The sequence below is a fragment of the Piezobacter thermophilus genome (genome assembly GCF_055386745.1).
Genome location: NZ_AP042380.1, coordinates 1,311,238 through 1,328,969 on the forward strand (window position 1 = coordinate 1,311,238; position 17,732 = coordinate 1,328,969).

The 17,732-nt window shown below is 68.6% G+C and carries 18 protein-coding genes; 9 read left to right on the forward strand and 9 right to left on the reverse strand.

The genetic code is table 11. The annotated features are described in order from the left end of the window. Nucleotides 1–3: 3 nt before the first annotated feature. The 4 genes from ACZ5CM_RS06305 to ACZ5CM_RS06320 are packed head-to-tail and all read left to right on the forward strand — an operon-like array spanning nucleotide 4 to nucleotide 3,531. Nucleotides 4–1,167: a M20 aminoacylase family protein gene (locus ACZ5CM_RS06305; protein ID WP_464642520.1), complete on the forward strand. Its 1,164-nt coding sequence runs from the start codon at nucleotides 4–6 to the stop codon at nucleotides 1,165–1,167. Nucleotides 1,168–1,183: 16 nt separating this feature from the next. Further along, complete coding sequence (gene speB, locus ACZ5CM_RS06310) at nucleotides 1,184–2,146, forward strand: agmatinase (RefSeq protein WP_464641920.1); 963 nt, start codon at nucleotides 1,184–1,186, stop codon at nucleotides 2,144–2,146. Further along, nucleotides 2,143–3,090, forward strand: a complete 948-nt coding sequence (gene speB, locus ACZ5CM_RS06315) for an agmatinase (RefSeq protein WP_464641921.1) — start codon at nucleotides 2,143–2,145, stop codon at nucleotides 3,088–3,090. Before speB (ACZ5CM_RS06310) ends, speB (ACZ5CM_RS06315) begins: the two co-directional genes overlap by 4 nt. 24 nt (nucleotides 3,091–3,114) lie before the next feature. Then, complete coding sequence (locus ACZ5CM_RS06320; RefSeq protein ID WP_464641922.1) at nucleotides 3,115–3,531, forward strand: DUF1499 domain-containing protein; 417 nt, start codon at nucleotides 3,115–3,117, stop codon at nucleotides 3,529–3,531. Here ACZ5CM_RS06320 and ACZ5CM_RS06325 read toward each other — a convergent pair. Then, nucleotides 3,454–3,768, reverse strand: a complete 315-nt coding sequence (locus ACZ5CM_RS06325; protein ID WP_464641923.1) for a hypothetical protein — start codon at nucleotides 3,766–3,768, stop codon at nucleotides 3,454–3,456. The genes ACZ5CM_RS06320 and ACZ5CM_RS06325 overlap by 78 nt on opposite strands. Before the next feature lie 61 nt (nucleotides 3,769–3,829). Between ACZ5CM_RS06325 and prfA the strand changes: the two genes are divergently transcribed. The 3 genes from prfA to ACZ5CM_RS06340 all read left to right on the forward strand — a co-directional run bounded on the left by prfA (nucleotide 3,830) and on the right by ACZ5CM_RS06340 (nucleotide 6,574). Further along, the gene (gene prfA / locus ACZ5CM_RS06330) at nucleotides 3,830–4,879 is read left to right on the forward strand and encodes a peptide chain release factor 1 (protein WP_464641925.1); all 1,050 of its coding nucleotides are present in this window, start codon (nucleotides 3,830–3,832) and stop codon (nucleotides 4,877–4,879) included. Next, nucleotides 4,876–5,718 (forward strand): peptide chain release factor N(5)-glutamine methyltransferase, encoded by an 843-nt coding sequence (gene prmC, locus ACZ5CM_RS06335; RefSeq protein WP_464641927.1) that lies wholly within the window; start codon nucleotides 4,876–4,878, stop codon nucleotides 5,716–5,718. The genes prfA and prmC overlap by 4 nt, the downstream gene beginning before the upstream one ends. Before the next feature lie 232 nt (nucleotides 5,719–5,950). After that, nucleotides 5,951–6,574 carry a DUF4167 domain-containing protein gene (locus ACZ5CM_RS06340; protein ID WP_464641928.1) on the forward strand — a complete coding sequence of 208 codons (624 nt, stop codon included), beginning with the start codon at nucleotides 5,951–5,953 and terminating at the stop codon, nucleotides 6,572–6,574. A gap of 105 nt (nucleotides 6,575–6,679) precedes the next feature. On the opposite strand, the gene rsmA is transcribed toward ACZ5CM_RS06340, so the two are convergent. From rsmA to lptF, 6 genes are all read right to left on the reverse strand, one after another. Then, a complete protein-coding gene (gene rsmA / locus ACZ5CM_RS06345; protein ID WP_464641929.1) occupies nucleotides 6,680–7,525 on the reverse strand; it encodes a 16S rRNA (adenine(1518)-N(6)/adenine(1519)-N(6))-dimethyltransferase RsmA in 846 nt (281 codons plus the stop codon). A 78-nt stretch (nucleotides 7,526–7,603) separates the two neighbouring features. Beyond that, nucleotides 7,604–8,572, reverse strand: a complete 969-nt coding sequence (pdxA, locus tag ACZ5CM_RS06350) for a 4-hydroxythreonine-4-phosphate dehydrogenase PdxA (protein ID WP_464641930.1) — start codon at nucleotides 8,570–8,572, stop codon at nucleotides 7,604–7,606. Then, nucleotides 8,569–9,831: a peptidylprolyl isomerase gene (locus ACZ5CM_RS06355; RefSeq protein ID WP_464641931.1), complete on the reverse strand. Its 1,263-nt coding sequence runs from the start codon at nucleotides 9,829–9,831 to the stop codon at nucleotides 8,569–8,571. Before ACZ5CM_RS06355 ends, pdxA begins: the two co-directional genes overlap by 4 nt. Next, a complete protein-coding gene (locus tag ACZ5CM_RS06360) occupies nucleotides 9,813–12,008 on the reverse strand; it encodes an LPS-assembly protein LptD (RefSeq protein ID WP_464641933.1) in 2,196 nt (731 codons plus the stop codon). The genes ACZ5CM_RS06355 and ACZ5CM_RS06360 overlap by 19 nt, the downstream gene beginning before the upstream one ends. Next, nucleotides 12,005–13,102 carry an LPS export ABC transporter permease LptG gene (gene lptG, locus ACZ5CM_RS06365; protein ID WP_464641934.1) on the reverse strand — a complete coding sequence of 366 codons (1,098 nt, stop codon included), beginning with the start codon at nucleotides 13,100–13,102 and terminating at the stop codon, nucleotides 12,005–12,007. Before lptG ends, ACZ5CM_RS06360 begins: the two co-directional genes overlap by 4 nt. Further along, nucleotides 13,099–14,250, reverse strand: a complete 1,152-nt coding sequence (gene lptF / locus ACZ5CM_RS06370; protein WP_464641935.1) for an LPS export ABC transporter permease LptF — start codon at nucleotides 14,248–14,250, stop codon at nucleotides 13,099–13,101. The genes lptG and lptF overlap by 4 nt, the downstream gene beginning before the upstream one ends. Nucleotides 14,251–14,394: 144 nt before the next feature. Here lptF and ACZ5CM_RS06375 point away from each other — a divergent pair, with 144 nt between their 5' ends. Beyond that, nucleotides 14,395–15,897 carry a leucyl aminopeptidase gene (locus ACZ5CM_RS06375; protein WP_464641937.1) on the forward strand — a complete coding sequence of 501 codons (1,503 nt, stop codon included), beginning with the start codon at nucleotides 14,395–14,397 and terminating at the stop codon, nucleotides 15,895–15,897. A gap of 4 nt (nucleotides 15,898–15,901) precedes the next feature. Then, nucleotides 15,902–16,372, forward strand: a complete 471-nt coding sequence (locus tag ACZ5CM_RS06380) for a DNA polymerase III subunit chi (RefSeq protein WP_464641939.1) — start codon at nucleotides 15,902–15,904, stop codon at nucleotides 16,370–16,372. Nucleotides 16,373–16,443: 71 nt separating this feature from the next. On the opposite strand, the gene ACZ5CM_RS06385 is transcribed toward ACZ5CM_RS06380, so the two are convergent. Both ACZ5CM_RS06385 and ACZ5CM_RS06390 read right to left on the reverse strand, forming a co-directional pair. Next, nucleotides 16,444–17,025 carry a retropepsin-like aspartic protease family protein gene (locus ACZ5CM_RS06385; protein ID WP_464641940.1) on the reverse strand — a complete coding sequence of 194 codons (582 nt, stop codon included), beginning with the start codon at nucleotides 17,023–17,025 and terminating at the stop codon, nucleotides 16,444–16,446. Nucleotides 17,026–17,064: 39 nt separating this feature from the next. Then, the gene (locus tag ACZ5CM_RS06390) at nucleotides 17,065–17,679 is read right to left on the reverse strand and encodes a MarC family protein (RefSeq protein ID WP_464641941.1); all 615 of its coding nucleotides are present in this window, start codon (nucleotides 17,677–17,679) and stop codon (nucleotides 17,065–17,067) included. Nucleotides 17,680–17,732: the final 53 nt, after the last annotated feature.

Sequence of the window (17,732 nt, forward strand, 5' to 3'; positions counted from 1 at the left end):
ACCATGCCCGTCATCAACCGCATCGCCGACTATGCTGCCGACATGGCCGCGTGGCGCCGGCACCTGCATACCATCCCGGAACTGGAACTCGACTGTCCCGAGACCGCCGCCTTCGTGGCCGCGCGCCTGCGCGAATTCGGGGTGGACGAATTGCACGAGGGAATCGCCCGCACCGGCCTGGTGGCGATCATCGAGGGGCGCGGGCCGGGGCCGGTAACCGGGCTGCGTGCCGACATGGACGGGCTGCCGATCACCGAGGTCGCCGGGCGGCCGCATGGCTCGCGCCACGAGGGGCGGATGCATGCCTGCGGCCATGACGGCCATACCACCATGCTGCTGGGCGCGGCGCGCTATCTGGCCGAGACGCGCAATTTCTCGGGGCGGGTGGCGCTGATCTTCCAGCCGGCCGAGGAGAACGGGGGCGGCGCCGGCGTGATGGTCCGCGAAGGGATCATGGAGCGTTTCGACATCGCGCAGGTCTATGCCCTGCACAACGTGCCGGGGCTGGATCTGGGCACCTTCTACACCACGCCGGGGCCGATCATGGCGGCGGTGGACACGTTCCACGTCCATGTCCAGGGGCAGGGCGGGCACGGCGCCATGCCGCATGAAACCCGCGATCCGGTGATGGCGGCGGTGGGCATCGCGCAGGCGTTCCAGACCATCGTCAGCCGCAACCACTACGCGCTGAACGACCTGGTGATCTCGGTCACGCAGATCCATGCCGGCACGGTGGACAACGTGATCCCCGATACCGCTTATCTGAACGGCACGGTGCGCAGCTTCGATTCGGGGGTGCAGAAGATGGTGATGGAACGGATGGAGCAGATCGTTGCCGGGCAGGCCGCGAGTTACGGGGTCGAGGCGCGTCTGGAATACGAGGTCGGCTATCCCGCCACCGTGAACGACCCCGAAAGGGCGGCCTTCGCCGCGCAGGTGGCGCGCGAGATCGCCGGCGAGACCCGGGTGATCGCCGAGGCCGGGCGCGAAATGGGGGCCGAGGATTTCGCCTACATGCTGCAGGCTCGGCCCGGCGCCTACCTGTTCGTGGGGCAGGGGCCGGGGGCGGGGCTGCATCACCCGGAATACGACTTCAACGACGAAGTCGCGCCATACGGGGCCTCGTTCTTCGCCCGGCTGGTCGAGCGCGCCCAGCCGGCGGCCTGAACCGAAAGGGAACGCAATGGCACTGGAAGACGCGAAGACCCAGGTCGATCACGCCTTCACCCGCGAGGATCTGAAGGGACCGAGTTTCGAGAACACCTTCGCCGGAGCCACCAGCTTCCTGCGGCGGCGCTATGCCAAGGATCTGACCGGCGCCGACATCGCCGTGACCGGCATCCCCTTCGACCAGGCGGTGACCAACCGGCCCGGCGCGCGGCTGGGCCCCCGCGCCATCCGCGAGGCCAGCGCCCTGCAGGCGCCGGATGAACCCTATGGCTGGCCGCACCGGCCGCTGAGCCGCCTCGCCATCGTCGATCACGGCGACATGGCCTTCGACTATGCCGACGTGCCCGCCTTTCCGGGCCGGGTCACCGCACATATCCGCACCATCCTGCAGGCCGGGGTGGCGCCGGTGGTGCTGGGGGGCGATCACTACATCAGCTTTCCCGTCCTGCGCGCCTTTGCCGAACGCTTCGGGCCGATGTCGCTGCTGCAGTTCGATGCCCATACCGACACCTGGCCCGATGACGACATGGGCCGGGTCGATCACGGCACCATGTTCTACAAGGCGGTGAAGTCGGGGCTGGTGGATCCGGCGCACTCGGTCCAGGTGGGGATCCGCACCACCAACGAGGACACGCTGGGCGTCAACCTCATCGACGCCGCCACCGTCCATGCCGAGGGCCCCGAGGCGGTGGCCGAACGCATCCGCGCCATCCTCGGCGACAGGCCGGTATACCTTTCCTTCGACATCGACGCGCTGGACCCGGCGTTCGCGCCGGGTACGGGCACGCCGGTCTGGGGCGGGCTGGCCAGCTGGCAGGCCGCGCGCATCCTGCGCGAGATTGCCGGCATCAACATTCGCGGCGGCGATGTGGTCGAGGTCTCGCCGCCCTTCGATACCACCGGCGCCACCGCCATTGCCGGAGCGCATGTGGCGGTGGAAATCATCTGCCTTCTGGGATGGAACATGCTGAAATGACAGGACGCCATCAACCGATCAGCGGCAACGACCTGGCCCGGTTCTCGGGGCCCAATACCTTCATGCGGCTGCCGCAGGTGAACCGGCTGGACGGGCTCGACGTGGCGATTCTCGGCGTGCCGCTGGATATCGGCACCTCGTGGCGGTCGGGCACGCGCTTCGGGCCCAAGCAGATCCGCGCCGAAAGCGCCATGATCCGGCCCTACAACATGGCCACGGGGGCGGCGCCCTTCGACAGCCTGCAGGTGGCCGATATCGGCGATCTGGCCATCAACACCTTTTCCCTGGCCGACAGCCTGGCCATCATCGCGGAAAGTTACGACCAGATCCTTGCCGCCGGCCCGGTCCCGCTGGCGATGGGGGGCGACCATTCGATCACCCTGCCGATCCTGCGTGCCATCGCCCGCAGGCACGGGCCCGTGGCGCTGGTGCATGTGGATGCCCATGCGGATGTGAACGACGAGATGTTCGGGATGCGCGAAACCCACGGCACCGTGTTCCGCCGCGCCTACGAGGAGGGCCTGATCCAGCCCGACCGGACCTACCAGATCGGCATTCGCGGAACCGGCTACAGCGCCGGAGACTTTGCCGAGGCCGCCGCCTGGGGGTTCCAGCAGTTCCCCGCGCACCAGCTGTGGCACCGGGGGCTGGAGAAGCTGGGCGCCGAGATCCGCCGCCATCTGGGCGACCGACCCGTCTACGTCACCTTCGACATCGACAGCCTCGATCCCGCCTTCGCCCCGGGCACCGGCACGCCGGAAATCGGCGGGTTGACCACGCCGCAGGCGCTGCAACTGATCCGGGCGCTGCGGGGGGCCAAGATCGTCGGATGCGACCTGGTCGAAGTGTCTCCGCCCTACGATCCTTCGGGCAATACGGCTCTGACCGGGGCCAACATCCTTTACGAACTGCTCTGCATCCTGCCCGGTGTGGAGCATCGCTGAGAGGCGGGCGAAAACGGGAAGGGAATGAAACGGTTGATCGCGATCATGTGGATCCTCCTGGCCGTGACGGTCGGTCTTCTGGCCTGGATCCGGCTTGCGCCCAGCGATCCGGCGCGCTGGCATGTGCGGCCCGAGTTCACCGCCGATCGCGACATGCCGGGCGGCGCGGTGCGCATCGTCAGGGCCGGGCCGGATGCGCTGGCCCGCCTCGACCGGATCGCCCGGGCCACGCCGCGCACGCGGCTTCTGGCCGGCTCGGCCGAGGAGGGGATGATGACCTGGATCACCCGCTCGCGCGCATTCGGCTTTCCCGACTACACCACAGCCTGGGCCGATGGCGAAAGGCTGGTGATCTACGCCCGGCTACGATTCGGACGGGCGGATTTCGGCGTCAACCGCGCCCGGGTCGAGGGCTGGGTCAGGGCCCTGCAGGCGCGATGACAGGCAGCCTTCGCGAATCTCGCGCCATATGGGGTTGTTGAGCGACATCTGGCATTGCGCGGTGAACATGCGCCCGTCCACGAACAGGCAGACGGTTTCCCCCAGCTCCACCCGCCGTCCCTTGCCGTCGGTGCAATAGCAATCGCGCGGCTTCTTCCCGCCCGGACCGCTCACATCCGCCCACCCCGGCAGGGCCAGGGCGGCAAGGGCGCCGACAAGCGGAATCAGGGGTTTCATGCCCCATTGTGGCATGCTTCGCCCCCTTGACCAAAGCCTGCTTATGTCGGACACCCCGGCAATGGTTCCCGAAGAACGACTTGAACAGATCACGCAGAGGTTCCGCTTTCTCGAAGCGGCGATGGCCGAGGGCGGCGGCGACATGGTCGCCCTGGCCAGGGAATATTCCGCCCTCCGCCCGGTGGTGGAGCGGATCGAGGAGTGGCGCCGCCTGCAGGCCGGGCTGGCCGAGGCGCAGGAGATGCTGGCCGACCCGGACATGCGCGCGCTGGCCGAAGAGGAACTGGCGGCGCTGAAGGCCCGCCTGCCCGAAGCCGAACGCGCCCTGCAGCTGGCGCTCCTGCCCCGGGACGAGGCCGACGAACGCGCGGCCATCATCGAGATCCGTCCCGGAACCGGCGGGGACGAGGCGGCGCTTTTTGCCGCCGATCTTCTGCGCATGTACCAGCGCCATGCCGAACGCCGCGGCTGGCGGTTCGAGATCGTCGAGGAACAGGCCACCGAACTGGGCGGGATCAAGGAGGTCGTCGCCCATGTGAAGGGCGAGGGCGTTTTCGCCCGGCTGAAATACGAATCCGGCGTGCACCGGGTCCAGCGCGTGCCCGAAACCGAAAGCGGCGGGCGCATCCATACCTCGGCCGCCACCGTGGCGGTGCTGCCCGAGGCGCAGGACGTGGACGTGCAGATCGACCCCTCCGAGATCCGCATCGACACCATGCGCAGCAGCGGCGCCGGCGGCCAGCACGTCAACACCACCGATTCGGCGGTGCGCATCACTCACCTGCCCACCGGCATCGTGGTGACGAGCTCGGAAAAATCCCAGCACCGCAACCGCGAGATCGCCATGCAGGTGCTGAAATCGCGCCTCTACGACCTGGAGCGCCAGCGGCTGCACCGCGAACGCAGCGCCACGCGCGCGGCACAGGTGGGCAGCGGCGACCGCTCGGAACGGATCCGCACCTACAATTTCCCGCAAGGAAGGGTGACCGATCACCGCATCAACCTCACGCTCTACCGGCTCGATCAGGTCATGGCCGGAGATCTGGACGAGATCATCGACGCGCTGATTGCCGACGATCAGGCCCGGGCGCTGGCCGAGATGGGGGCATGAGCGGCCCCCTCACCGCCGCAAGGGCGATGGCCGCCGCCGCGGCCCGGCTGCGCGCGGCCGGCGTGGCCGATCCGGCCCGCGATGCGCGGCTGCTGCTGGCCCATGCGGCGCGGATCGATGCGGCCCGCGTGACCCTGATCGCGCCCGAGGAACTCTCGCCAGAGATCGCCGAGCGATACGAGAAACTGGTCGCGCTGCGGGCCATAAGGGTGCCCGTCTCGCACCTTGTGGGTGAGCGCGAATTCTACGGGCGCCGCTTCAAGGTCGGGCCGGAAGTGCTTGATCCCAGGCCGGAAACCGAAACCCTGATCGAGGTTGCCCTGTCCGAGCGTTTCTCGCGGGTTCTCGATCTGGGTACCGGGTCGGGCTGCATCCTCGTTACCCTTCTGGCCGAACGGCGCGAGGCCACCGGGCTGGGGGTGGACCTCAGCGAGGCCGCCTGCCTTCAGGCCAGCGCCAACATGATCCTGCACCGGGTCGAGATGCGTGCCGACATCCGCCACTCCGACTGGTTTTCGGCCGTCGAGGGGCGGTTCGACCTGATCGTTTCCAACCCGCCCTATATCGCGCTGGATGAAATGGCAGACCTCGACGACGAGGTGCGCCGGTACGAACCGGCCATGGCACTGACCGATGGCGGCGACGGTCTGGGCGCCTATCGCCGCATCGCTGCCGGCGTGGCCGATCACCTGGCGCCGGGCGGGCGCCTCATGGTCGAGATCGGCCCCACCCAGGCGGCGGCGGTGATCGCGCTTTTCGCGCAGGCCGGTCTTGTCGATATCCGGCGGGTGGCCGATCTGGACGGGCGGGATCGGGTGATCTGCGCCCGCGCGGGCTGAGCCCCGCCGGGGTGCGGCGAAAATACGTCAATTCCCGGCAAATCGATGCCGATAATGCACGATTCGACTTGTGTCCCCGCCCCGAACGTGATTACTCAGGGGTATCGCAGCGGTCGATGCTTTCGCACTTCCCGCGCGATGCCAAGCCCCAAAAGTCGAAGATCCGGCGCCGGACAAGACGCAGACCGCGCACGGGGATCGTCGCAAACGAATACAAGGCTGACGTCAGGGTATGAGATCGTCCAAATCACGTTCGCGGTCCAAGTCGAACCGCAACCGTCCTTCGGGCGGAAACATCGTCAACCGGGTCTTTGAAAGCTCGGGTCCCGAAGGCAAGGTCCGCGGCACGCCGCAGCAGATCATCGACAAGTACAACCAGCTTGCGCGCGATGCCCAGCTGAGCAACGATCGCGTGGCGGCCGAGAACTTCCAGCAGCATGCCGAGCATTATCAACGGCTTCTGAACGAAGCCCAGCGCGAGATCGAGGCCCGCCGCGAAGAGCAGGAGCGGCTCAACCGCGAACGCCAGGCCGAGCGCGACCGCGAACGCCTGGCCCGGCAGGAGCGCGAAGCCGCCGCCGCTGCCGCGACTTCGGCCCAGGTCGATCCGGCCGACGCGCCGCAACCCGGAATCCCGGATGTTCTCGACCTGTCGGAGACGGGCGAGACGGCGGAATCGGGTCTTGTCGAAACCCCGGAAAGCAAGCCGCGCCGCGGATCGCGCGGTCGCGCATCGCGCAAGCCGTCCGGCAGGAACCGCGAAGGCGCCACGGCTGACGCGAAGCCGGACAGGACCGATGGCGACAAGCCGTCCGCACCCGGAAACGGCGGCGAGGCACCCGAAGCGGCCGAGTGACGCGGGGGCCCCGTCCGTACGCCAACCGAAGGCCCGGGCGCGAAAGACGAATGCACCGGCCCGCCCGCTTTCCGCGCGGCGGGCCATGTCCTTTCTCCTGCTCCGTCAGACGCCTTTTTCCAGTTCCCGCGCCAGGGCGCAGAACCTCTCAAGGGAAACCGCCTCGGCCCGGTCGGTGGGCCGAATCCCGGCCGCGCGCAGGCGATCCTCGATATCCGGAGCAAGGGTTTTCAGACTTGACCGCAGCATCTTCCGGCGCTGGTTGAACGCGGTTGCGACCACGCGCGACAATATCTGCCCGTCGGCCGGAAAGCGCGGCGCGGGCAGGGCGGTCAGATGCACCACCGCGCTGGCAACTTTCGGCGGCGGGGTGAAGGCGCCGGGCGGCAGCTGCATCACGATCCGCGCATCACAGCGCCATTGAGCCAGGATCGCCAGCCGCCCATAGGCCTTTCCCCCCGGCCGGGCCACGATCCGTTCGGCCACCTCGCGCTGGAACATCAGCGTCAGGCTCTCCCAGAACGGCGGCCACCGGGGCGGCGTCAGCCAGCGCACCAGCAGCTCGGTCCCCACGTTGTAGGGCAGATTGGCCACCACCCGCACCGGCGGGCGCAGCCATTCCATGGGATCGATCTCCAGCGCATCGCCCTGGACGACGGTCAGCCGCCCCGGACAGGCGGCGGCGATCTCCTCCAGTGCCGGGATGCAGCGCGGATCCTTCTCCACCGCCAGAACCCGTCGCGCACCCTCGGCCAGCAGTCCCCGCGTCAGCCCGCCGGGACCCGGCCCCACCTCCAGCACGTCGCAACTGGTTAGATCCCCCGCCTGCCGGGCGATTCTGGCGGTCAGGTTCAGATCCAGCAGGAAATTCTGCCCCAGCGCCTTGCGCGCCCGCAATCCGTGACGGGCGATGACCTCGCGCAGGGGGGGCAGGGCGTCAATGGCAGCCATGCGTCTTCCTCTTGCTCCAAATACTCCCGCCGGAGGCGCCCGCCCGCGCCACGGGCACCGCCGTCGAGGCTGTATCCCTCACGCCGACAGGCGCGCCATGCGCTGCGCCAGACGCAACGCGGCGATCAGGCTGTCGGGCCGGGCGAGGCCCTTGCCGGCAATGTCCAGCGCGGTGCCGTGATCGGGCGAGGTGCGAATGAAGGGCAGGCCCAGCGTCACGTTCACCCCCCGATCGAAATCCAGCGTCTTGATCGGGATCAGCGCCTGGTCGTGGTACATGGCCACCGCCACGTCGAAACGCGCCCGCGCCCGGGGATGAAACATCGTGTCGGCGGGCAGCGGGCCTGAAATATCGTGCCCCTGCATGCGCATCTCTTCCAGCAGCGGCGCGATCCAGTCGATCTCTTCCCGCCCCATGGCGCCGCCCTCACCGGCATGGGGGTTGAGCCCGGCCACGGCGATGCGCGGCTGCGCGATCCCGAAATGCCCGCGCAGGCCTGTGGCGGCGGTCTCGATGGTGGCGCGCAGCAGCGCCGGGGTCAGCACCCGCGGAACCTCGGCCAGCGCCACGTGGATCGTGGCCGGCACCACCCGCAGAAGCTCGGAAACCAGCATCATCACCGGCCGTTGCGCACCGGCCAGCGCGGCAAGGAATTCGGTATGGCCGGGAAAGGCAAAGCCGGCCCCGTCGATCAGCGCCTTCTTGTGGATGGGCGCCGTGCACAGCGCCGACGCCGCACCGCTGCGCACCAGCTCCACCCCGCGCTCGATGGCGGCGACCACGGCGGCGGCATTGCGCGGATCGGGCCGGCCGGGCGTGGCCGGGGCGGGAAAGGGCAGCGCCAGCACCGGCAGAGCCGCGCCGCAGACCGCCTGCGCGCCGGCCGGATCGTCAAGGCACGCAACCGGCGTGCCCGCAGGCAGGTGCGCCGGATCCCCGATCCAGACAAAGGGACAATCCCCGCGCAGCTCCTGCCATGCCCGCGCGGCGATCTCGGGGCCGATCCCGGCCGGCTCGCCACAGCTCAGCGCGATGGGCGCGGTCATTGCTCGCGGATGCGGGCATCCGCCAGAAGCTGCTGAAGATAGCTTTCCCCGAACATGCCCAGCCGCTGTTCGGTCAGGGCATTGGCCACCTCTTCGCGCGTGGCGTCGGCCGCGATCTCGGCCGTGCGCCCGCACAGCATCAGCAGCAGCAGCGTCCTGCCGTCGTCCCGGGTCAGGGCAGTGGAAATCTCGCCCTCGTCGAGCTTGGCCAGTTCCATGGCGATGTCGCGGGGGATGTTCGCGGGGGGAAGGCTCTGGCGTTGCAGAACCTCCTCGGGCTGGCCCTTGGCGATGCCGTAGAGGTCGTCGCAGGTGTCTACCCTATCGGCAATGGCGCGGGCAGCGGCCAGGGCTTCGGGGCTGCGGCCGCCGGGAATGCGGTAGATCGCGTATTCGATCGCCGAATAGCGCGGCGTGCCCGGCGGAGCCTCGCCGATGTCGCGCATCTGGAACAGGGCGATGGCATTGGGCAGCTGAATCGGCGCGGTGACCTCGCCCGGCCGCAATTCCAGGATCACCGGCTGCAGGCCCGGCGGCAGGTCGGTGATCGGCATCCAGTCCAGCTGCCCGCCCTTGTCGCGCGAGGCGGCGGCCGAGTATTGCCGGGCCGCGGCCGAAAACTCATCGAAGCTGCGAAGCTTGGCGATGTTCTCGGCCAGCACCATGGTCTGGCCCTGGGTCGCCCGGGTGACCGGCAGGATGATCTCGGACAGAAGCACCCGGATCCCGCCCGATCCCCCTTGTCCCATCGCGCGGTTGATCTCGTCCTCGGACGGCCGGGCCTGTTCAAGGAATTTCTGGGTCACCAGATCGCGCCACACCAGGCTGCTGGAGATGAAATCGCGCACGGTTTCGGGGGCGATTCCTTCCGCCTCCAGCGCCTTGAGGAACTCTTCGGCCGACATCTGCGCCCGCGCGGCCATGGACTCGATGCCCTGGCTGACCTCTTCCGGGTCGGCGGTGATGCCAGCGGCCTTGGCCGCCTGGCGCTTGATCCGTTCCTCGATCAGCTGCTCGCGCGCGGATTTTTCCGGATCGCCGGGGAATTGCAGCACCTGCATGAACAGGACCCGCTGATTCAGTTCGAACCGGGTGATCACCTCGTCATTGACCGTGATGGCCGGGGCGAAAAGATCGGCGGCAAGCGCCGGCCGCCCTGCCGCGCCCGCCAGAAGCGTCAGCGCGACCGCGGCAATGGTCAGGGTCCGGCACAGCCGGAGCGCCGGCTTTCTCAGGAAGGTCAGGAAGAACTGCTGCATGGTCGCCTGTAGCTTTGTGTTGCCCCCTTCACGGTGAAGCCGTTCAGGGCGATGGTAAACCCGAAACTCGTCGATGGCGTCACGCTTGTCGACGAGGTATAGCGCCGCCGCACCGAAAGATCGACCGTCACGCATTCATTCCGGTACGACAGGCCGAAGCCGGCCGTGGTGGCGCGGGCATCGCGGATGTCGTAGCGCAGGTTGGCCCCGGCGGTCCAGTAGGGCGTGAACCCGTACTGGCCATCGAACCAGATTTCCGAAACCGGCTGCGCGCGGCCTTCGGCGGGATCGGTGCCCAGCCACAGATAGGTGCCGGTCAGGTTGAGGTTCCGCCGCGTCCAGTCGCCGCGGAACTCGACCTTGGAGAAGCTCAGCGCCCCCGACATCAGCGCCCGCGCGGCGAGCGAGAGCCCCTTCTCTGACCTGAGCTGCCCCGCGAGCAGCAGGTCCGAAACCGTGCCGGACAGGCCCGAGCTGCGGCTGAAATCGGGGATCGCGCTGGCCCGGACGACCTGGCCGATGGTGGCCGCCGCCTCCCAGCTGCTGCCGGCGTGGCGGGCCCAGTTGAGACCATAGACCATGCGCGCGCCATCCTCGCGCCGGTCGGGGGCGGGAAAGCGGGACAGGGCCAGCAGGTTGCCCTGATCGAACTCCACGAATCCGCTTTCGTCGTTGGGCACCGCGCTGCCGGTGACCCGGGACCAGCCCAGTTGCAGGACCGGCTCCAGCGTCTGGGTCACGCCGGGGGCACTGTTGCGGGTCATGGGATAGCGCAGGGTCACCGCGGCTCGCGGGGTGGCGATGCCGACGCGGGACGGATACAGGCTGTCGTCGCGGATGTTGAAGGTATCGGCCGAGGCGCCCAGTTCGACATCGGTGCGCAGCCCGCCGGCCATGACCCAGTTCCGCCGCCACTGGGCGTCGAAGGTGAACCGGCCGACATCGCGCCCCACCCCGTCCAGGGTCGATGAGCGCCGGTGGCCATGCCCTTCCAGGCCCAGGCGCAGTTCGCCCCCCGGCCCGGCAGGGAAGAAGCGCTTCTCGTAGGCCACGTCCACGATTGCCGCCGGCACGGTGGATTCATCCTCGCTGTCGCGCAGCGACTTGTAATGGGTCAGCGCCGCGCCGAACCATGAATCGCGCCGCACGCGGGTCAGCGAGACCTGGCTTCGCAGGCGGTCGTAATTGGGCAGGCCGTAATCGACCAGATAGGCGTTGTCCGAGGTGGTGCGGATGTCGAAGCCCAGCTTGAACCCGCGGCTGAGGTCGAACCGGCCCGAGGCGAAGATATAGCCCCGGTCCTCGCCGGGGAAGAGGTCATCACGGGTCTGCGCGCCTTCGATCTTGATGCGTCCCCGCCGGAAGGCCTGCCGGTAGCGATAGCCCAGCGTCTTCGTCTTGGCCGAGAGATAGGGAGTCAGCGTCAGATCCCTGTCATCGCCCAGCTTGAAGAAATAGGGGACCTTGATCCCCAGGCCCAGCTGCGAGGTGCTGCGCACGGTGGGGATCAGGAACCCCGTCGCGCGCTCGAGCGTGGGGTCGGGCAGGCGCAGGGCGGGGATGTACATGATCGGCACGTTTCCGACCCGAAGCTGCGCGCCTTCCAGGTAGATCTGCTTTTCCTCCTGGTCGTGAATGACCTTGCGGGCGCGAATCTGCCAAAGCGGCGGGCGCTTGGCTCCGCAGACTTGGCAGGAGGTGATCGCGGTCTTGTAAAGCTGGGTATAGCGGCCGTCGAAGCGCGACATCTGCAGCGCTGCCAGCTGCACGTGCTGATCGAAGACCAGGCGTGCGCCGGTCAGCAACCCGTTCATCAGCCCCTGGTCGAGTTCCGCCGCCTCGGCCAGCACCACCGCTCCGCCCTGGTCGATGCGGATCGGGCCCTCGATGTTCAGCTTGCCGGTGGCGCGGTCGTAGGTCAGGCGCGCGGCCCGCAGGCGGATATCGCCTTGGAACGCCTCGACATTGCCATCGGCGACCAGCTTGCCGTCATCGGTGACAAAGACCCGGTCGGCCACCAGCATCGCCGGCGGGGCGGGATCGGAGACCTCCTGCGGGGGCGGTGCGGCGGTTTCCTGGGCCATGGCCGGAGCGGCCGGGGTGAGCCCGGCCAGGGTAGCCGCCATCCATGCGAGCGGCAATGCGAAGGGCCATGTCAGGCGGCGTGCGCGCATCATCCGTCCTCCGCGTGCAGAAGCAGGCCGAAGGTCAGCAGCAGCGCCGCCACCGGCGGCGCCCACGCCGCCAGCAGCACCGGGATCTGGCCGTTTTCACCGAGGATCTGGGCGAAATTACGCACGAAGTAGAGCCCGAACCCCAGCAGCACCGCCGCCAGCGCCGCCAGCCCCGTGCCGCCCATCCGGGCGTGGCGCATGGTGAAGGCCGCGCCCACCAGCACCATCGCCGTCAGGAACAGCGGCCGGGCCAGTTCGGACTGGAACCACACCTCGTATCGGCGGGTCGAGAAACCGGCCTGTTTCAGGTCGCGGATGGTTTCGGGCATCTCGTAGATCGAGATCCCCTCCGGCGAGCCGAGGCTTTCGCGCACGCGCTCTTCGGTCAGGGTGGTGGGAACGCGCAGGGTGGCGTGCACCTCGGAGGAGGTCTCGGGGTTCAGCCCCGGGGTGAGCGGCCAGACCTTCGCATCCGACAGGACCCACACGCCGTCGTCAAGCCGCGCGGTGCGGGCCCGGATCTGCCTGACCGGTCCGCCCTGCGGCGCATAAGCCAGGATGGTCACGTCGTACAGCGTCACCGGATCGCCGCCATAGCCGGCGGCGTGGATCACCGCCTGGCCCCGGTCGCTGCCCTGGCGCAGCCAGACGCCTTCGCCCGAAAACGACACCACGGACGGCCCGCCGGTGCGGTAGGTGTCGGCCAGCCGCTGATAGCGCTCCGAAGTGGCCGCGACGATCGGGTTGAGCATCGTCACCGCGAGAAAGCCGATCAGGAATGCCATGAAGGCCGGCGCGGCCAGCGCCCGGATGCCCGAGCGGCCGGTGGCGCGGGTGACGACCAGCTCGCTGGAGCGCGCCAGACTCACGAACAGGGCGATGGTGGACAGGATCACCAGCAGCGGCAGGATGTCGTCGATGGTGCCCGGTGCGTTCAGCAGGGTCAGGCGCATGATCTGGCCGAAGGTCACGTTCACGTCCTGGAAGCGCCTGATCTGTTCGACCATGTCCACCAGGATGACGAGGGTCAGGAACACCCCGCCGATCATCATGAAGCTGAGCAGGAAGCGGCGTGCGAAATAGCGGTCGAGGATCATGGTGCCACTTCCCCCCGCCCGAAGTTCCGCCTGCGCGCGATCCACTGCCGGGGCGACAACGGCCGCCCGGCGAAATGCAGGAAGACCGTGGCCACCGCCATGCCCAGTGCCGCCGGCAGATAGTTCAGCGCCCACAGGTCGGTATTGGCGCGGATCACGTCCGCCAGCACGCCGCGCAGCAGTTCCATGGAGACCATGACCACGAAGGCCAGAAGTCCCTGCCGCCAGACGCCGAACCGCGAATGCCCCCCAAGCAGCAGCGCGGCAAAGCCGATCAGCGCGATCGGCACCACCACCAGCGCCCGGGCGAAGCGCTGGTGCAGCACTTCGGTCAGCTTGCCCGCATCCAGTCCTTCCCTTTCGGCGATCATCTCCGTGTCGAAGAGCAACTCCAGCGTCGGAATCGCGCTGGGGTTGCGGGCGCGCTTCTCCTCCTTCTGAACAAGGGCGCTGATATCGTAGGAGAAATCGGAAAACAGCGTGGTCGAAAGCCGGCGGTTGCGGTTGTCGAGCCGCTGGGCCAGCCCGTCAACCATGATCAGCGTGGTCGTGCCCCTGTCGCGCACCAGAAAGGCCCGCGAGGCGGTGTAGATGATGGTGGTCGCGGGCGCGCGCCGGTCGGCCAGGAACACGTCGTTGAGGGTTCCGTCGGCATCGATTTCGCGGATGTAGAAGGTGACGCCCGGGGCCGGGTGCAGGAAGCTGCCTTCGGTCAGCAGCCGCGCCGAGATGTTGCGCGCCACTTCCGCCTCGCGCAGCCCCAGCTGCTTGATCGAGGCCGGCAGGAGCAGGTGGGTGAGGATGCTCATGCCGACTGCCAGCAGCCCCCCGAAGATCAGGGCCGGCCTGGCCAGCCGCCACGGGCTGGAGCCGGTTGCCTGCATCACGGTGATCTCGCTTTCGCGGATCAGCCGGTTGGTGATGAACAGGGTGGCGACGAAGGCCGCCATGGGCACGATCATGCGGATCAGGTTCGGCAGTGCCAGCGCCGAGAATTCGAGAAACACCATCGCCGACTGGCCCGAGCCGATCAGCCGGTCGAACAGCACCACCGCGCGGTTGATCCACGTCACCCCGACCAGAACGAGCGCAAAGAAGCCGAAGAACAGCAGATATTGCGACAGCACGTATCTGTCGTATCGCGACACCAGGATTCCCCCAAGATCTCCGCAGAACCTGCCTGTTCTTCCCGCGCGACCTTAAAGCATTTGTCAGGCGGGGAAAACTGCTATCTGGCCAATTCCGCGCCCGCGCGCTAGGTCTTCGCCAAGGCAGATTATCAGGAGTTTCCCATGAACAGCCCGATCCCGATCCGCTTCGAAGCCACCGATCTCGACCGTCTTGCCACTGCCGAGGGTCGGGTGGCGGTGATCGTCTCGCCCGAGGGGCGGATGGACCCGGCTGCCCGGCGCGCCAACCGGCTGAGCAGGGGCGCGCTGGCCCGGCTGCTGGCCAGCGACCGATTCGCCGGGGCGAAGAACGGCAGGCTGTTCACGCTTTCCTGGCCTGCGGGCATGGCGGCCGAGGCGCTGGACGTGCTGGTGCTGGCCCCGAACGCCCCGGCCTCCGAGATCCGCAAGGCCGGCGCGGCGCTGGCGAAGGTGAAGGATGGCAAGCCGCTTCTGCTGATGGCGGGCAGCCGCCGCCGGGTGGCCGATCTGGCCTTCGGGCTTGCCCTGCGGGCCTATCGCTTCGACGCGCACAAAACCGCCCCCTCGGAGGATGAGGAGAACGGCAGCGGCCGCGAGGGCCCCTCGGAAGTGACCGTCGCCTGCGCCCGCCCCGACGAGGCCGAGGCCGCCTTCGCCCCCCTCCGGGCGGTGGCCGAGGGCGTCCACATGACCCGCGATCTGGTCAACGAGCCGGCCAATGTGCTGACCACCACCGCCTTTGCCGAGCGGCTGAAGGAGATGGCGGCGCTGGGCGTCGCGGTCGAGGTGCTGGACGAGGCGCGCCTGGAAGAGCTGGGCATGCGGGCGCTGCTGGCGGTGGGGCAGGGTTCGGCCAGCCCCTCCCATGTGGTGGTGATGCAATGGAAGGGCGGGGCGCAGGACGCCGCACCGCTGGCGCTGGTGGGCAAGGGGGTGGTCTTCGACACCGGCGGCGTGTCGCTCAAACCCGCCGGCGGCATGGAAGAGATGACCATGGACATGGGCGGCGCGGGGGTGGTGGCCGGCACCATGCGGGCGCTTGCCCTGCGCAAGGCGAAGGCCAATGTGGTCGGCCTCGTGGGGCTGGTCGAGAACATGCCCGACGGCCGCGCCCAGCGCCCCGGCGACGTGGTGCGCTCGATGAAGGGCGATACCGTCGAGGTCATCAACACCGACGCCGAAGGGCGCCTCGTGCTGTGCGACGTGATGTGGTACGCGCAGGACCGCTTCAACCCGGCGGCGCTGATCGACCTCGCGACGCTGACCGGCGCCATCATCGTCGGGCTGGGGCATGAAAACGCCGGCGTCTTTTCCAATGACGATGCGTTGTGCAACGCCTTCCTCAAGGCCGCCCGCGCCGAGGATGAAGGCGCCTGGCGGATGCCCCTGGGCAAGGCCTATGACGAGATGCTCAAATCGCGCATCGCCGACATGAAGAACGTCGGCGGCCGCCCGGCCGGCGCGATCACCGCCGCCCAGTTCCTCAAACGCTTCGTGCGCGACGAAATCCCCTGGATCCACCTCGACATCGCCGGTGTCGCCCTGCGCAAATCCGACAGCGACTTCGCCCCCAAGGGCGCCACCGGCTGGGGCGTGCGCGCCCTCGACCGCCTGGTCCGGGACCGGTTCGAGGAAAGGGAATGATCCCTTGGGCGCAGTCTTCTTCTACCACCTGACGCGCCAACCGCTCGAGCACACCCTGCCGCTGCTGCTCGGCAAGGCCCGCGCGGCAGGCTGGCGGGTGGCGGTGCGCGGCACCGATGCCGACCGCCTCGCCTGGCTCGACGAAAAACTCTGGCTCGGCCCGGAAGAGGACTTCCTCCCCCACGGGCTGGCCGGCGGCCCCCATGATGCCGACCAGCCGATCCTGCTGACCACCGCGAGTCAGGCGGCCAATGATCCCGAATGCCTCATGGCGATCGACGGCGCGCCGGTGGACCCGGCCGAGGTCGCCGCCCTCGAACGCACCTGCATCCTCTTCGACGGGCACGACCCGTCCGCCGTCTCGCGCGCCCGCGAACAATGGAAAACCCTTACCGGTGCCGGATGCGCCGCCCAGTACTGGTCCGAAGAATCGGGGCGCTGGGAAATGCGGGCCGAATCGGGCACCGCCCCCTGACCGCCCCCTTCCTCTTGCCCCAAATACTCCGGGGGAGTCGCCCGTCAGGGCGACGGGGGCAGCGCCCCCTTTCAGCGGCTCAGCACCATCGCCTGGCCGGTGATCTCGATCCGGTCCCAGCGCCGCAGCCATGACATGCCCAGAAGCGACTGCTCCAGTTCCCCCTCGTTGACCCAGGCCCGCAGGTTGCGCTCGCGCACCGGGCCGATCTCGACCCGCTCCAGCCGCACCGGCGCGGTGCGCACCTCGCCATTGGCGGTCATCGCGCGCCCCACATAGGCCAGCTCGGCCGTATCGATCCCGATCCGGCGGGCGTCTTCTTCGGTCAGGACGATCTGGCTGGCGCCGGTATCGACCATGAAATTCACCGGCACGCCGTTCACCAGCAGCGTCAGGTAATAGTGCCCGTCGCGCGCCCGCGGTACCTCGATCCGGTTTTCGGTCGCGACCGCATTGATGCCCTCGCTTGCGGTCCGGCGGATGTCGTCCCACAGCCCGATCGCCGCGACAACGCCGAGGAAGATCAGCGCCCAGGCCATGGCCTGCTGCAGGAGGCGGCTGCCTGACTGGCGGTTGTGCACCACGAACCACAGCACCAGCGCCGCCCCCAGCAGCACCAGATAGATCAACCTGCCGACATCCCATGAGCTCATGCGCAAATCCTCTGCCGCGTCCGGCCTGGCGGCCACGCCTCAGCCGGCAAAGCCGAAATCCCGCAGCCCGTCGAGGATGAACTGCACCGACAGCGCCGCCAGCAGCATGCCCAGCAGCCGGGTCACCACGTTGATCCCGGTCCGCCCCAACGCCCGCGCCAGCAGGCCCGAGGCGAAGAACATCATCAGAACGAGGGCCAGAACCGCCAGCATGACCCCGATCACCATGGCCAGCCCCTCCAGCCCCGGCTGCCGCCCGGCCAGGAGGATCACCGTGGCGATCGAGCCCGGCCCCGCAATCAGCGGCATCCCGAGCGGAAAGACCGACGGGTCGGGGCGTTCCTCGCCGGTCTGGTCCTCGCGCCGCTTGGCGCGGCGCTCGAACAGCATGTCCAGCGCGGTCAGGAACAGCAGTGCCCCCCCGGCCACCCGAAAGGCCGGCATCGAGATCCCGACGAAACCCAGAACCGCCTCGCCGAAGGTGGCGAACAGCACCAGAAGCACCGCCGCCGTGGCGCAGGCGCGCAGCGCGACCCCGCGCCGCTCGGCCGCCGACATGTCGTGGGTCAGCGCGACAAACAGCGGCGCCAGACCGATCGGGTCGATGATGACGAACAGGGTCGTGAATGCGGTAACGAGGAATGCCGTGTCCATGAGAATCCGACGCTTGCCTGCCCCCTCTCATCACGGATTGCCGTCCTTGCCAA

Excerpts from the sequence above, each read along its gene's own strand:
- ACZ5CM_RS06305 (WP_464642520.1), top strand. The coding sequence starts at position 4 with ATGCCCGTCATCAACCGCATCGCCGACTATGCTGCCGACATGGCCGCG.
- speB (WP_464641920.1), top strand. The coding sequence starts at position 1,184 with ATGGCACTGGAAGACGCGAAGACCCAGGTCGATCACGCCTTCACCCGC.
- speB (WP_464641921.1), top strand. The coding sequence starts at position 2,143 with ATGACAGGACGCCATCAACCGATCAGCGGCAACGACCTGGCCCGGTTC.
- ACZ5CM_RS06320 (WP_464641922.1), top strand. The coding sequence starts at position 3,115 with ATGAAACGGTTGATCGCGATCATGTGGATCCTCCTGGCCGTGACGGTC.
- ACZ5CM_RS06325 (WP_464641923.1), bottom strand. The coding sequence starts at position 3,768 with ATGAAACCCCTGATTCCGCTTGTCGGCGCCCTTGCCGCCCTGGCCCTG.
- prfA (WP_464641925.1), top strand. The coding sequence starts at position 3,830 with ATGGTTCCCGAAGAACGACTTGAACAGATCACGCAGAGGTTCCGCTTT.
- prmC (WP_464641927.1), top strand. The coding sequence starts at position 4,876 with ATGAGCGGCCCCCTCACCGCCGCAAGGGCGATGGCCGCCGCCGCGGCC.
- ACZ5CM_RS06340 (WP_464641928.1), top strand. The coding sequence starts at position 5,951 with ATGAGATCGTCCAAATCACGTTCGCGGTCCAAGTCGAACCGCAACCGT.
- rsmA (WP_464641929.1), bottom strand. The coding sequence starts at position 7,525 with ATGGCTGCCATTGACGCCCTGCCCCCCCTGCGCGAGGTCATCGCCCGT.
- pdxA (WP_464641930.1), bottom strand. The coding sequence starts at position 8,572 with ATGACCGCGCCCATCGCGCTGAGCTGTGGCGAGCCGGCCGGGATCGGC.
- ACZ5CM_RS06355 (WP_464641931.1), bottom strand. The coding sequence starts at position 9,831 with ATGCAGCAGTTCTTCCTGACCTTCCTGAGAAAGCCGGCGCTCCGGCTG.
- ACZ5CM_RS06360 (WP_464641933.1), bottom strand. The coding sequence starts at position 12,008 with ATGATGCGCGCACGCCGCCTGACATGGCCCTTCGCATTGCCGCTCGCA.
- lptG (WP_464641934.1), bottom strand. The coding sequence starts at position 13,102 with ATGATCCTCGACCGCTATTTCGCACGCCGCTTCCTGCTCAGCTTCATG.
- ACZ5CM_RS06375 (WP_464641937.1), top strand. The coding sequence starts at position 14,395 with ATGAACAGCCCGATCCCGATCCGCTTCGAAGCCACCGATCTCGACCGT.
- ACZ5CM_RS06385 (WP_464641940.1), bottom strand. The coding sequence starts at position 17,025 with ATGAGCTCATGGGATGTCGGCAGGTTGATCTATCTGGTGCTGCTGGGG.
- ACZ5CM_RS06390 (WP_464641941.1), bottom strand. The coding sequence starts at position 17,679 with ATGGACACGGCATTCCTCGTTACCGCATTCACGACCCTGTTCGTCATC.